The organism is Paraburkholderia sp. RL17-347-BIC-D (assembly GCF_046027915.1).
GTDB lineage: Bacteria > Pseudomonadota > Gammaproteobacteria > Burkholderiales > Burkholderiaceae > Paraburkholderia.
Map to the genome: position 1 here is coordinate 1 of NZ_JARESS010000101.1, position 13,227 is coordinate 13,227.

12 protein-coding genes and 2 pseudogenes are annotated in these 13,227 nt (G+C 57.5%); 5 read left to right on the top strand and 9 right to left on the bottom strand.

Annotation, left to right across the window (positions count from 1 at the left end):
- The 9 genes and pseudogenes from P0D96_RS46160 to P0D96_RS46200 form a co-directional block, all read right to left on the bottom strand.
- The coding region (locus P0D96_RS46160; protein ID WP_408320842.1) for a hypothetical protein at nucleotides 1–193 on the bottom strand (193 nt) is incomplete at its 3' end.
- A gap of 681 nt (nucleotides 194–874) precedes the next feature.
- A complete protein-coding gene (locus P0D96_RS46165; protein ID WP_408320844.1) occupies nucleotides 875–1,828 on the bottom strand; it encodes a phospholipase D-like domain-containing protein in 954 nt (317 codons plus the stop codon).
- A gap of 2 nt (nucleotides 1,829–1,830) precedes the next feature.
- A complete protein-coding gene (locus P0D96_RS46170; protein ID WP_408320846.1) occupies nucleotides 1,831–2,289 on the bottom strand; it encodes a hypothetical protein in 459 nt (152 codons plus the stop codon).
- Complete coding sequence (locus tag P0D96_RS46175) at nucleotides 2,286–3,257, bottom strand: hypothetical protein (RefSeq protein WP_408320848.1); 972 nt, start codon at nucleotides 3,255–3,257, stop codon at nucleotides 2,286–2,288. Before P0D96_RS46175 ends, P0D96_RS46170 begins: the two co-directional genes overlap by 4 nt.
- Nucleotides 3,258–3,265: 8 nt before the next feature.
- Entirely contained in the window at nucleotides 3,266–3,889 is a 624-nt protein-coding gene (locus tag P0D96_RS46180) for a hypothetical protein (protein ID WP_408320850.1), read from the bottom strand.
- A 338-nt stretch (nucleotides 3,890–4,227) separates the two neighbouring features.
- Nucleotides 4,228–4,608 (bottom strand): YkvA family protein, encoded by a 381-nt coding sequence (locus P0D96_RS46185; RefSeq protein WP_408320852.1) that lies wholly within the window; start codon nucleotides 4,606–4,608, stop codon nucleotides 4,228–4,230.
- 530 nt (nucleotides 4,609–5,138) lie between these two features.
- Nucleotides 5,139–5,339: pseudogene (locus P0D96_RS46190) on the bottom strand (IS5/IS1182 family transposase); the annotation flags it as partial.
- Nucleotides 5,340–5,408: 69 nt separating this feature from the next.
- Nucleotides 5,409–6,149: a lysozyme inhibitor LprI family protein gene (locus tag P0D96_RS46195; RefSeq protein WP_408320854.1), complete on the bottom strand. Its 741-nt coding sequence runs from the start codon at nucleotides 6,147–6,149 to the stop codon at nucleotides 5,409–5,411.
- Between the two features lie 379 nt (nucleotides 6,150–6,528).
- The gene (locus tag P0D96_RS46200) at nucleotides 6,529–7,452 is read right to left on the bottom strand and encodes a hypothetical protein (protein WP_408320856.1); all 924 of its coding nucleotides are present in this window, start codon (nucleotides 7,450–7,452) and stop codon (nucleotides 6,529–6,531) included.
- Nucleotides 7,453–7,530: 78 nt separating this feature from the next.
- Between P0D96_RS46200 and P0D96_RS46205 the strand changes: the two genes are divergently transcribed.
- The 5 genes and pseudogenes from P0D96_RS46205 to P0D96_RS46225 all read left to right on the top strand — a co-directional run bounded on the left by P0D96_RS46205 (nucleotide 7,531) and on the right by P0D96_RS46225 (nucleotide 12,726).
- The gene (locus P0D96_RS46205; protein WP_408320858.1) at nucleotides 7,531–8,211 is read left to right on the top strand and encodes a vWA domain-containing protein; all 681 of its coding nucleotides are present in this window, start codon (nucleotides 7,531–7,533) and stop codon (nucleotides 8,209–8,211) included.
- A complete protein-coding gene (locus tag P0D96_RS46210) occupies nucleotides 8,208–8,993 on the top strand; it encodes a PP2C family serine/threonine-protein phosphatase (RefSeq protein WP_408320860.1) in 786 nt (261 codons plus the stop codon). The genes P0D96_RS46205 and P0D96_RS46210 overlap by 4 nt, the downstream gene beginning before the upstream one ends.
- Nucleotides 8,977–10,926, top strand: a complete 1,950-nt coding sequence (locus tag P0D96_RS46215) for a helix-hairpin-helix domain-containing protein (protein ID WP_408320862.1) — start codon at nucleotides 8,977–8,979, stop codon at nucleotides 10,924–10,926. Before P0D96_RS46210 ends, P0D96_RS46215 begins: the two co-directional genes overlap by 17 nt.
- A 678-nt stretch (nucleotides 10,927–11,604) precedes the next feature.
- Nucleotides 11,605–11,751 (top strand): annotated as a pseudogene (locus tag P0D96_RS46220) (DUF4236 domain-containing protein); the annotation flags it as partial.
- 120 nt (nucleotides 11,752–11,871) lie between these two features.
- Nucleotides 11,872–12,726: a hypothetical protein gene (locus tag P0D96_RS46225; protein WP_408320864.1), complete on the top strand. Its 855-nt coding sequence runs from the start codon at nucleotides 11,872–11,874 to the stop codon at nucleotides 12,724–12,726.
- Nucleotides 12,727–13,227 lie beyond the last annotated feature (501 nt).

The window sequence follows — 13,227 nt, forward strand, 5'->3', positions numbered from 1 at the left end:
TATATGGAAGTGATTGGACGTGGCGCTTAATATTTGCCTGTTCATGCTTAATTGACTCACGTGCCAAGGCTGATGCAAAGCTCTCGGTATCGCCTGCCCCGGATTTGCGGTACATCAGTTGCAATGCTTCATTTCCTTCATTTAGTTTATCAACAAGTTTGTCTTTCAGGCTGTCAAATTGAGGTGTGCTCATAGCTAGATTCCTCGAGTGGTGGTTTAAGCTCAAAAGGCACGCTTTGGAATTGTTGCAAAGGTTTATCGGTTGACCACGGCGCTTGTTCCGCAAGTGCGAGGTAGTCCCTCAATAATCATACGAATGATGGCGCGGCTAGTACATCGGAACAACCTGTCGATGTTGGTAGGTACCGTCGGCCTGCGCTGCCTGCGCCGGCCTCGCGGTATGACAAAATCCTCGGCAGTCTCATCAATTCTGTCTTTCCAGTCTCCTGGATTCGCCATCAGGCTCAAGAATTTGCGCGAACACCGAATTGCTGGGACTGGCGCCCCAACATAATCAATGACTTGCTCATGAATTCGGTCACGCGGCAGGTCACGGCAGAACCGAATTCGTGAGACTCGCCGGAATCGTGACGCGAATTAGTTGGACTGGCGGGAACGTTGCCATCGGCCGCGCCGCTCCGGCCGCGTTAGTCTGCGTGCGGCCATACTCCGCCATTGCCATTTTGGTTGTGGCGAGCGTCTGCTGTCCAGCCATGAACTGACGCTGACCCAGGCTGCGGTCATTGATCCGGCATGCCCGATCGCGAAGTGGTGCCGCTAATAGCCAAGCGACAGCGGCTGACCAATCGGCTTGATTTGGAAACGGCCATCTGCAAACACACCCTCAAGTACGCAACCCCGGCACGCAGCCAGGTTACCAAGTCCATTCCTTTCCACGGATGACCCGCCCATATCCATCGTCTGCGGAAAGGCTTTCCGGCACCGTCTTACGGTAGTACACATCCCGCCACTGAACGACAATTTCATACTCAGGAAAGACAAAGCCGCTGCCACCACTTTTCGAATGCAAGGCTTCATCTTTCATGCGCACACTGCCGTAAGCATCAATTGGCATCCCAAACCGCTTCGCGGTCGCCCCTTTGATGAACTCAATAGACTCGCGTTGGGTCGCGAATTCGCGCAGCATCTTTGCCTGACGAGCTTCGATCGAGTCCGCCCGGTCCGTCGGCTCATCGAAGTCTTCCCGTTCGACCTCAAACTCATCGTCGGCGGTGTATGGCTCACTGCGAACCAACTTGGCATGGCGATGCCGTTCGCAAACCTGCCAAATGCCCGTGGCCATGGGGGCGTTGCCATCGTTCGGATAGAAGACAGCCAGATGGTAGGCTTCAGACCGACAGTGCGGATGCTCAAAACACAGCTTGCTCTGGCGAGTATCGTCCCCATTCACAAAGGCCTTGATGTCCTCGAACTCATGCTTGTACTGCTTCACAAGTTCGAATTCATGCTCCGCAATGATGACATTCTCGAAGCCTCGCGCCGCATTCTTCGTCCAGTTATAGCTACCCGTTATGAGCACCTCGTCATCGATGATGCAGAACTTGTGATGCATATACGCGCCGTACCAGCGCGGAGTCACCGGGTAGAAGTTGATCCGCCGTCCATGAAAATACGGCTTTAACCTTCGATTTGCCAGGACGTTGTAATACGCGATTGCAATCTGTACACCCCTATCAAGCAAATTATCGATAGCGTCGCTAAATAGTTCCGGGTTCATCCACGCGACACTCAAGCGAACGGAGTGTCGGGCCTTCCCTAATGTCTCGATCAGGCGGTCATAAATCGATTCGAAGTGGGCTCTAATCATCACTATTCAGTCGCAGCTGACGAACGCCCCGTGCGGCGCGCGAGGGGCCCCGGAATGAAGAATCTTGCGAGCGCCTGTTCCGGGCTAGCGATTCTGTTGCGGCGGATCGCCCACGCCCAGCATGGCCCGAATCTGCCACGAGTTGTCCCGGACCACCTTGCGGCCATCGAGGTTGTGGCACGGCGGCGCGCGACCTGTAGCTCTACGGGCGCGCCATGACGCGCCCGCGCGACAGGCAACGCGTGCGCAAGGAACATCTTGGCCAGTTCCTCGGTATCGAGTCGCGCGCCATTGGGCCCGGTATTGAACCGCGCGTCGCTATCCACGTCAAGGGTTGTGAGCCGGCCCGGTTCGGGAAAACGAATGTCGTCACGCTTCTCGACCGCCTCGGCGTTGGCCACGCACACGGCGAAATACTCGGGATCCTTCGGCGCGGCGCCACCCGAGGTGGATGCCGTCATGCCATGTCCTCCCCGGCCAGCTTCTGGAAGGCGCGATCGCGCTCCAGCAGCAAATCTCGATCCGCAGACGCCAGCACCCCCGTGATCTGCAGCGAGATCAGCATAATCTGATACGTGCTCCAGAAGCTGGATCGCGCGAAATCGGTCAGGTCGCGGATGATGTCAGGCTCATCGCACGGCCCATAGCTTGGTTCAACCAGCGCCATGCCGTTTGACACGTCCCAGCGCGCCACCTCCCGTATCGCCAGAAAGGTGGGGTGCGTAAACTTCGATTTTTTGCTGTAAAGCTCGTCGAGCAATTCCCGGTGGTTGCCGTTGCCCAGATGCAAGCCAAGCTGCTCCGCGCCGGCCGCCCGCATATCGGCGTGCTTGGGCGACTCGTTCAGGTGGAACCAGCGCCATAGCGCCTTGTTGCCCTCCGGGGTGTCGCGCGTGATCGCGAAGTATTTGGCAGCGTCCAGACATTCGTCGATGTCCCGCAGCAATGCACCGGCGTACCAATGCTGGTGGGCCAGTGCCAGCGTGAGCATGCGCAACATGGAGATCGCCTTGCTCAGTAGCAGATAGGCGGCCATGGCCGCGCTCTCTGCGCCGGCGGCATTGACGGCTGCCAATTGCCGCCGATGAATGGCCTCTAGGTCTGCGGCATAGCCTTCAAAGTCCCCGATGAACTGCTGCTGGCGTGCGAGCGATTCCTGGGCACGCGGCACCAAGCGCTCGCGGTAGCGCTGCTCCCGGCGCAATGACTTGCGGATAGCCAGCAGGCACTCCGGCGATGACGCGATCGCGAGGACATCCTCCCGCGTCAAACCGGGCCGGCCGAACGGGTCTCTATAGAACTGGCACCCCCGCCCGTGTGCAAGTTCGGCCAAGACGTCGTCATGCACGCCGAGCATCATCGCGGCATTTCCCAACGCCACGATCACAGGCTTGGGTGGGGTCTTGGCTTGTGTGCGCTTGCTCGACATGGTCACCCTTACACCGCTGATGTCGTACCGGCATCCTCGGCAGGAAAGTCGATGCCAAGATCCTCCAGCGCGACGTAGTGCCACGGATAGGCCTCGGTAATCGCAAACGCGACGTCCGACAAGGCAACGGCCATGCTTGTCATGTCGTCGGCATGTTCTTCCCGATACCGATCCGCGATCATCCGGCGGGGTACGATCAGTGTCGTATGGGCGGGATCGAGGGGAAGGTTGTCGATTTCGATCCGCCACTCCCGCTCCCACGTCCAGTCTCCGTTGCGCTTGGCCGGTTCATACTTCACGTATCGGTACTTCATGCTTGCGGGCAACTCATCATACTCGGAGCCCTCGCCGTAGATCACCGGCCGGCCGCCTTTGGCATACAGCCAGTCCTTGCTCACCATCACCCCAAAAGGCTGGTAGCGCATGGCACTCGGGTCAGCAGCCATGGCTTGCGCGAGCATTGTCACCGGTGCCTCGGTGAAGCACACGACAGTGTGCTTGCCCCGGATATCGCGGCTGGACCCGCGCAGCTGCTTTTCCCGCAGAATGCTGTCAAATACCTGGTCCACCGTCATGTCCGCGTTGCCGCGTGTCAGATGGATCAGCCGGTTGGAAAGATCGCCTCGAATCATGTGTGGCTCAGTGCATGTCTGTGTTAGGGCGTCCGACCTCTACGCCATGATGGTTTGTCATACCAACGGCTTGAATTCGCCGGGCTTGAGAGCACGGTGCGCGGAGATAGCGCCAAGTGTTTGCGCTTGGCCTTGTGCAGCCCCCCTCGGATCTCCTAGTGGCATGCACAACAGTCAGGCCTCCAACGCGGCGGCAGCTCGCCGGGCTGGTATGATGCCTGCGTCTACTGCAGGGAAACGGAATTAGTGAGACCGGGACTTCCGCCTGATCAACGACTAGCTCGCGAACTTGGTTCGCTAAGTCGGCTGTCGCGCAACTTGCGAGGCGCTCGACAAGTTCAGCGAACAAGCCAGCGCCACAGCAACCAAGCGCAGAGTGCCCAGATAGACAAAATTGTGGCGAGACCGAGCATGCTTCTTGGCTTCACCGGCTTGCCAGCTAGCCAGACTTCGGCCTTTCCGCGATTGTCTTCGAGGACTGCCTTCGGGATGAGGCGCAAGCAAAGCCAGACTCCAAGCGGCACGACGACCAGATCATCCAGATAGCCGAGGACGGGTATGAAGTCGGGAATAAGGTCGACAGGGCTAAGCGCATAGGCCACCGTTGCCAATGCGAGAAATTTCGCGAGCAACGGCGTGGCCCGATCGCGACTGGCGAACATAAGCGTGACTACATCTCGCTTTAGCCGTGCGGCCCAAGCCGTGACTGATTGCAGCATCTAGCGTTGCGCTCCGCTTGCTAGTGCGCCGACAGGCAATTGAAAGATAGACGTGATTTTATCGCATCCGTTGGGGTGAACCCACACTCTGACCGCAGCTAGCGTCGGCGGACCTTATCGCAGACCGCCGCCTAATGCAACGCAACCCCTGCTTCCGCCCGAGTGTCCGGGCAGTCTCACGATCTCCGTTCTTCCAGTCTCGCGAAAAGCGCCCTGGTCTCACCAATTCCGTTTCCCTGCAAATTCCCGGCATCCTCAAGCAAAGGTCCGTTGTCCAAGCGAAGCGGTCGCCCGAACGTCCAGTCGCTGGCAGAGGCAGACGTCACTTGATGGCCGATTGTCGTCGGATGAGCGCGCGTGAGCTGGGGCCGAGTAAGTCGGCCAATGTTCGAAGAGAGAATTTGCAGAGTCACTTGTTTTCAACGGTCGTGAATCGACGAATGGCACACTTATCGGCGGGACAATGATACTCGTCGTTCCTTGCAACGTTGACGAGGTTCTGCTTGGTGAGGAGCCGCCTCTTCCACCGCGTTGTAGCCGACCATTCCGGTTCGTTTGCCACCACTGGTCGTGGAGCGGCAATCCGGATCGGCAAGAGACAACTGTCGGCCCAGCTCTTTCTTCAGTTGCTCCTTGATCTGCTCGAGCCTACGCGTCCGCTGGCGTAACAGCGCGATTTTCTCGTACAGGCGCGCGGTCTCCACAAAGAGACCGGGTGTCGGACCCGTTTTGAAATGCGATGATCAGGTTTGAGCGGACTCAGCGCCTACTGCTACAAACCCGTGAGAGTCTCATCCAACTTAGCCATCTTTACGGTATCGTGAGTGTAGGTTGGCGATGCGGACATCGAACGCACTTGTTAGACAGGACATATCCGTACATTCTTTCGTCACCTGCTCCAGCCAGTTCTGCTGTTCGATGCGGACCCCTACGTCTTTGCCGCCGATACGGCCCTGCGCAGCATCGTACTCAGTGAGTTCCTGGTTGTAAGCAGCTGCCAGCGTTGCACTATGACAAATGTTGGCCCCAAAAAAGGTACCGTCATCGGTGCAACTGACTGTCTCCGGAACCTGCTGATCGGAAGCGCTCTGTATTTGGGCAGGCAACGGCTCCGACGATACCGAACTGGCGCCTGCGGCTACAGCGTCAGCAGTGACGATCCGCTCGTTTGTCCCGAGCGTGACCCCGCTGTCGGGTTTCTGGTCCGCTTGTTGGGTGTCAAGTGCGACAACCGGATTCGATGCAACATCGGCGGGGGTGACATTCGCAGTCTGTGGCGAACTTATCGTATTGACTGGGGCCGTTTCCGACGAGTGCTGCGATGGCGAGGTCAACTGGATAACCGCCATTCCCACAATGCAGATCCCAATGCCGTACAACATGCGCTTGCCGGCACGGCCAAAGTTTCTTGTGTCCGGCTCATTATTTTTGTAGCCGGTCTTGAAGCGACGGTCGACCTTGCGGGTATCAAAGAACCCTGCCACGCCCACCAATCCGGTGACAACGCCCACCAAAACTAGTACGACCCCGATGTTATCCATATTCTCTACTTTTCTTTGACCTTGCCGAAACCTATATCAAGACCGGGCAGGTGAAAACTAAATTGCCAAATCGTCGCAACCGTCGGGGACCGGTTACGGCTTCGTGGCCCACCACATCAGGGTTTGCAGCAGTAAGCGCTGAGTCTACTCAACCCTGATCGACCCTGTAGAACTCCCATCCATCGCGCGCGCGTTCGCTCACAACTCCTTCCAGGTATGCGGCAGCCTCATTGCCCCGATGCTCTCGTGCGCGGACCGCAATATTGGGTGGCACCTGAAGCATCTTGTGCTCGAATCCCATTCTCTACCCTCAAACCCAAACACGGTTTGACGACATGTACAGCCGAAACTTTAGGCTTTTCCGTGAGAAACAATGCAATCACAAAGCCGAAAGCCGGTTGGCCGCGAATCCTTCATAGCACTGAAAACGTTCCTGTGATAGCACTGGATATCTTTCGCACTCACTCGCCATCGATTGCTCAAACGCCTGTTCGGAGGATACGAGCTCCGGTGCCGAGACTGCGCCACCGGCTGCTTTGAGCCGCTTCAAAAACAGCGCATGCTCGATTCCTTGTGCGCTGCCGCGCTTATATTCACCGGATGCGTTGAACTTCAGCAGCGAAGCCACGATCTTTTTGGAACCCGCCAGCGATTGCACGTCGTCAGTTGCACAATACAGAACAGTGGTCGGCCTGTTCGCCACCAGCAGAAAAGCGTACACGCACAATTGCGGAGCCGCAGCGGAAAACGATGAAGGCGCCGCCGCGGCGCCCCGAATAGCCACCGCTCCCGGCAAATCGACGGGCGAAAGAAGTGCTGCATTCGTGAAACCAGCCTTGGACACCAGATTCGCCTCATTACCCAACTGGCGCGTCAACAGGTCAGGTGGCAGAGCACGTAGCGCCTGAACAGCGCTATCGAACCATGATATCGGCACAAATCTGTCACGCTGGCTCACAGTCCGCACTTGCCAGATGGATGTGTCCACCGTTCCCGTTGCCGGCTGGCACGTTGCCACTTCATCTTCCGTGGGCTTGGGAAGCATGCACGTTGCATTAATGCCGAACGACGGAAGGTTCGCTTTCAGACGGACGGTTCCAAGGCTCAACGTTTGCAACTTCCATTCGGCTACCGGAACTGGTTGTGGCTCAGCTGGCGCAGGTATCACGGCGGCCGGCGTACTCGCGACGTCGAGGGGCGCGACAACATCAGAGTTCATGCGGTTGTTCGCCCCGGACAGCAACACCCCGATTGCCACCGCGCAAACCAAACCAAAATAAGCGGGCGCTTTACTTGTAGACATGGTTCTTGGATTATTATCTCAGGCTTAAATACTAACGCGCGGTTCCGAGCTTAGCCAGCGCCACACAGCGAGAAGACCATGACTGAGAACAACGACTTTGCTACGCAAGTAGCCTTTGGTACGGACAATTTCGCTGAAAATCCTGAACAACGCTGTCCATGCGTGCTTCTCCTAGATCGATCGGGCTCAATGGCCGGCAAGCCAATCGCACTATTGAACGCGGGACTTACGACGTTTAAGGACGAGCTTGCAGCCGACTCGCTCGCTATGAAGCGAGTCGATACTGCGATTGTGACTTTCGGGCCTCCCGCACTTGAAATGCCGTTCCACACGGCTCCGAACTTCTTCCCGCCGGAGCTGAGTGCACAGGGCGACACCCCTATGGGTGCAGCAATCAATCTGGCGCTCGACACACTTGATGCGCGTAAGGCCGAGTACAAAGCAAATGGTATCTCGTACTACCGTCCGTGGGTGTTCCTCATTACCGATGGTGGCCCAACGGACGCCTGGCAATCCGCAGCCGCTCGAGTTCGCGAAGGCGAGGCTTCGAAGAAGTTTGCTTTCTTTGCCGTCGGCGTGGAAGGCGCGAATATGGATACTCTCGCCCAGATTTCGACAGCCCGTCAGCCGCTGTCGTTGCAAGGCTTGAAATTCCGTGAGCTTTTCCAGTGGCTGTCCGCTTCCATGGCAGCCGTCTCACGCTCGACGCCGGGCGCTGAGGTCCCGCTCGTGTCCCCTACAGGTTGGGCCTCGGTGTGAGCTGGCGAGTCATTGGCGCTTCAGTTGTCGGCAGTTCACACGTTCAAACGTCAGCACCATGCCAAGACAGCTGCTTCTACCATGTCGCGAAAGCCGCCGATGGAACCGGATTTCTGGTCGCTCTGGCGTCTGACGGTGCGGGCAGCGCCCAATTTGGCGAAGTTGGCGCAGAGATAGCGTGCGAGACCGGCGGAAAACTCCTGCTCGCAGCGGTCGAAGCGGCCGACGGAGCACGACTGACGGTTGAACTGGCTAGCGAGTTACTCGAGCGTGTTCGCGCTGAAATCTTGAAGGCTGCGACCGTGCGGGATGTCGCGACGCGTGCTCTCGCATGCACGTTGCTCGGCGCGGTCATCGGACCGACGCAAGCACTCTATTTCCAGGTGGGAGACGGAGCAATCGTTGCGCGCCACGAAAGCGGCCTTGCACCTGTCTTCTGGCCGGAATCTGGCGAATACGCAAACATGACCTACTTCGTCACGGACGCCGACGCCCATAGCCATCTGCGCGCCGAAATACGAAGCACGACCGACGAGGTAGCGCTGTTTAGCGACGGCCTGCAGCGCCTTGCCCTTGTGTTCGCCGATGAAACAGCGCACGAACCGTTCTTTGAGCCTATGTTCAAGGCGCTGCGCGCATCAACGGATGAACAGACCGACTCGTTGTGCTCAGCGCTGAAGCGGTTCCTTGGTAGCAATGTGATAAATGAGCGAACTGACGACGACAAGACATTAATTCTTGCCACGCGCGCGTTGGGGGTAGTTGATGTCAGCGGCGTTTGACGAACTTGGAAACCAGCTAAAGCTGGGAAAAAAGCTTGGTGAAGGCGGCGAAGGGGCCGTCTTCGACGCCATGCATAACGGCGAGAACGTTGCCGCGAAGCTATATTCCCAGGCGCTGCCGCTTGATCGGCAAGCCAAGTTGCGGGCAATGGCGCAGGTCGGTGACACGTATCTGAAACAGATAGCGGCGTGGCCAATTAGTGTCCTGTTGTCGAACAGGCCTGGACCAGTTGCCGGGTTTACCATGCCGAAGTTCTCCGGCTACGAACCTGTACATCAGCTTTATGGTGTTGCAAGTAGACGACAGACATTTCCCAAGGTCGATTTTTCATTCCTGGTGGGAACTGCGAGAAATATCGCTGCCGCGTTCGACGCTATACATGCGCACGGACACGCGATCGGCGATGTCAATGAAAACAACATCATTGTCAGCCATCAAGGGACAGTCAAGCTACTCGATTGTGACTCGTTCCATGTGAACACGGCTACAACCAGTTTCCCGTGTACCGTGGGGGTCCCGCACTACACCCCGCCAGAACTCCAGGGCCTCGGCTCGTTCCACGGTGTAACGCGAACCGCAAACCATGACAACTTCGGCCTTGCCGTCCTGATTTTCCAACTATTGTTTATGGCGCGCCATCCGTTTTCCGGCGTACCGAAGGTAACCGGCGACTTGCCATTGGAACGGGCCATCAAGGAATTCCGTTTCGCATACGGCGCGGACCGGCTCACGCGATTGAACGACATGCCTCCCAAGGCCTTGGGGTTGGACTACTTGCCACCGGCAATGGGCGACCTTTTCTGGCGTGCATTTACGGAAGCTGGCGCCAAAAACGGTCGCCCCAAAGCCAAAGAGTGGGTTACAACACTGGACGGCCTGCTGCGATCTCTCAAGTCTTGCAGCACCGAGCCTCGCCACAAATACCCGGGCCATCTGAATTCTTGCGTGTGGTGTGAACGCGACAAGCTAGGAACGCCATACTTTACCCCTGCATCTGCAACCGGACCGTCCATTAACTTTCAGGTCATGGGCGCAAACATTAGCGCCCTCTGGTCGCAGATTCAGGCGCTCAGCGCCCTGCCGCCGCTACCTGTATATGCGCCGCAGTCCATCACCGTTACTGGACGGCCGGCGCCTGCATCAGTGAGCAATGGCCTCACCAAGACGCGGCTGACATACGCGGCCATCTGCGTCTTTGCTTTCCTGGTGTCGCTCGCTGTACCCAGACTCTGGCCTCTGTGGCTCGTGATCGGGGGGTTCGCCATCCACGGCGTAAAGCTGCCGACACCAATCGAGCTCATCACGCGGAAAAGCGTTGTCGATAGTACAAAACGCGCGCATGAGCAGGCACTGTCAAACTACGAGAGCCTGCGAAATGATCGAAGGCTTTCCGACAAAGCACGCGACGTTGGTCAAATCAAGGCCCAACTTGACGGCTTGCCGCAGGTACTTGCGCAGGAGTTGAAGCAGCTGCAAGCATCACTGATCGCTCGCCAGTTGCATGATTTCCTGGACCGTCACTTCATTCACGCCGCAAAAATCGCTGGGGTGGGCGAGCAGCGCAAGCAGACATTGGTTTCGTTCGGAATCGAATCGGCCGCAGACGTTACAGAGTCTGCCATTGCTGCAATTCCAGGCTTTGGTGCCGGGCTCACCGCAAATCTTTTGGCATGGAGACGCGGAATCGAGCAGCGCTTTGTTCCCGTTTCCGGGACAAGTCCGACTCCACAGGACATCGGTGCTGTAAACAGCAAAGTGGCGTCCATGCGTGCGCGATTGGAACAGCAACTTAAAGACGGCGCAACCAAGCTGCAAGAAATCCGCAACGACATCATTGCGAGACAGAACAGCGCCGGAAGTGCGCTCGAAACGACGTCACACGCTTTGGCGCAGGCCGAAGCAGATCTTGCAGTTATGCAGGTGCGGCAATGACGAGGTCAATCGACTTGAAAAGTAAATTCGTCTTTGCCAGCTGCCTCACTGGTTTTTTGGCTTTGAACGCCGTCCATGTTCAAGCGCAAGAGACGCCCATCCAGGTGGAGCAGTTTCTTAATGCTTTCCGCGGGAAGCCAGTTGGGCCGGTCTCTCCTCCTCCCGCAGCTCCAGCAACCGCAACACCTCAAACGTCGATTCCTGGACAATCGCAAATGGCCGGGCAAATTGCTCAGCCGCCTACCTCAGCGGAGGGGCAACCAATCTGCCCGCCTGGCGTTGACCGCTCAGGCTGCACTGGTGCAGCCAATCAAAGAGTGCCGGCGGACTGCCCTGCAGGGATGGCTCCCGGCCCTTACGGCTGCGTACCGACAGCCATGCCCCCAAATGCCCATCGTGTCTCCCCCGATGGTCGATGGCAATGTGATGACGGCTATTTGCGGTTTGGGACGGTGTGCATGTCAATGCAAACGCCGCCGAATGCGCATCTGACGGGGAGTGGCAGCAACTGGGAATGCAACACCGGGTTTCGACGTCTGGGCAACGCTTGCGTAGCCGTAAATTTGCCGCCAAATGCGCATCTTGCCGATACCTGGAACGGATGGACATGCGACTCGGGCTACCGTTCTATTGGCAACTGGTGCGTTGCCCAATAAAAATCATTAGTGAGAGACCTCGATGGGACTAAGCTACAGAAAATCAATTTCGGCTGGACCGTTCCGTTTCAACCTGTCAGGCAGTGGCATCGGCATGTCTGTGGGCGTTCCTGGTTTTCGCGTCGGAACAGGCCCGCGTGGAAACTACGTCTCAATATCGCACGGTGGTTTCACCTACCGAACTACTTTACCGTCATCCCGGGTCGCCTCGACGAACGCACGGAATAGCCAGCAGAACTCGCGTCCGCAGTCGGCGCCGCCACCTCCAACCAGTAACACGGTTGGCCCAATGATCAGCACCCCATCGCTGACAGCGATTCAGTTGACATCGTCTTCCCTGGATTCGCTCGTTAAAGAAATCAATGACAAAGCTGGGAAAATGGCGCTATGGCCGGGGATGGCCACACTCGCTGTTGTCTCGCTTCTTTTCGCTGCGGTCGAATGGGACAACGGATTGGTTGCTTCAGTGCTTAGCGGAGTCGCATCAATCGCGACTTGCATGGCTACTGCATGGGTCTTCTTTTGGGATTCCGCTCGCCGCTCGACTGTACTTTTTTACGACTTGGACACGGTGTCTGAGCAGGCTTTCTCTTCTCTCGCTGACGGTGTCGCCAAGCTCGCCGCATGTGGCGGGAAGTGGCGGATCGACGCCAGTGGCCGGGTGTTGGACCGCAAGTATCACGCGGGCGCATCGAGCCTTGTCCAACGTAAACCGCTGCAACTTGGGGTTGGCCCATTTTCCAAAGTCAAATGCAACCTTGATGTTCCTTATATCGTTGCCGGTACAAGCACCTTGTATTTTTGTCCTGACCATCTCTTCATGGTTACAGGAAACAGATTTGCTGCCATCGAATACGATGAGCTGAACATCCGAGTAGGTTCGACACGGTTCGTGGAGGGTGATTCCGTTCCTGGCGATGCCACTGTCGTCGGACATACTTGGCAATACGTGAACAAGTCGGGCGGACCGGACCGAAGATTTAAAAACAATCGACAGTTGCCCGTCGTTTGCTACGACGAACTCTTTCTGAATTCGACGTCCGGCCTGACCGAAGTGCTTCAGTTTTCCAGTACGGGAGTTGCCAACCTGTTCTATCAAGCCGCGCACCCACTTATGTCGCTGCCGCGAAAACATCGGCCATAGGCACTTTCTTTTTTCAACTGGGCGGCCAAGTGTTCAGACGGCAATACGCTATGACGCACGGGGCGCACCATCAGCCCTTACCGCTAACTTAATGGTGCACAAATCTGTACGTGCAGATTTTTGTCGCAGGGGTAACGGCAGCTCCTGCTGAGGGGGACGGCGTTGCCACCGTCGCCCGTGGTACCTGTCGCACTCCGGCGCGGCTTTCCGCCCCGGGTGGCGAGCCACTGCCCGCGCACCACACCTCTGTACGCCGCATGAACGCTGCGCCAGGCGGCCACACGTGAATCCCGGCTTTTCCTTGCAGGTAGCTCGAGGGCGCGATGGCCTCCCCGCACCGGAACACGGAGAACCGTGCCGGCGCGTGGCAGACGTTCAGTCAACTTCTGTCCGCGACGGGCGAAGAACTCACGGAACAACGACGGTCGCTTGGTTACCACACATCAAGCCGGCAGATGAGCGCGTTCCGCAAAGGTCTAACGCCATGGGTTCGCAGCGATC

Excerpts from the sequence above, each read along its gene's own strand:
- P0D96_RS46165 (WP_408320844.1), bottom strand. The coding sequence starts at position 1,828 with ATGATTAGAGCCCACTTCGAATCGATTTATGACCGCCTGATCGAGACA.
- P0D96_RS46170 (WP_408320846.1), bottom strand. The coding sequence starts at position 2,289 with ATGACGGCATCCACCTCGGGTGGCGCCGCGCCGAAGGATCCCGAGTAT.
- P0D96_RS46175 (WP_408320848.1), bottom strand. The coding sequence starts at position 3,257 with ATGTCGAGCAAGCGCACACAAGCCAAGACCCCACCCAAGCCTGTGATC.
- P0D96_RS46180 (WP_408320850.1), bottom strand. The coding sequence starts at position 3,889 with ATGATTCGAGGCGATCTTTCCAACCGGCTGATCCATCTGACACGCGGC.
- P0D96_RS46185 (WP_408320852.1), bottom strand. The coding sequence starts at position 4,608 with ATGCTGCAATCAGTCACGGCTTGGGCCGCACGGCTAAAGCGAGATGTA.
- P0D96_RS46195 (WP_408320854.1), bottom strand. The coding sequence starts at position 6,149 with ATGGATAACATCGGGGTCGTACTAGTTTTGGTGGGCGTTGTCACCGGA.
- P0D96_RS46200 (WP_408320856.1), bottom strand. The coding sequence starts at position 7,452 with ATGTCTACAAGTAAAGCGCCCGCTTATTTTGGTTTGGTTTGCGCGGTG.
- P0D96_RS46205 (WP_408320858.1), top strand. The coding sequence starts at position 7,531 with ATGACTGAGAACAACGACTTTGCTACGCAAGTAGCCTTTGGTACGGAC.
- P0D96_RS46215 (WP_408320862.1), top strand. The coding sequence starts at position 8,977 with ATGTCAGCGGCGTTTGACGAACTTGGAAACCAGCTAAAGCTGGGAAAA.
- P0D96_RS46225 (WP_408320864.1), top strand. The coding sequence starts at position 11,872 with ATGATCAGCACCCCATCGCTGACAGCGATTCAGTTGACATCGTCTTCC.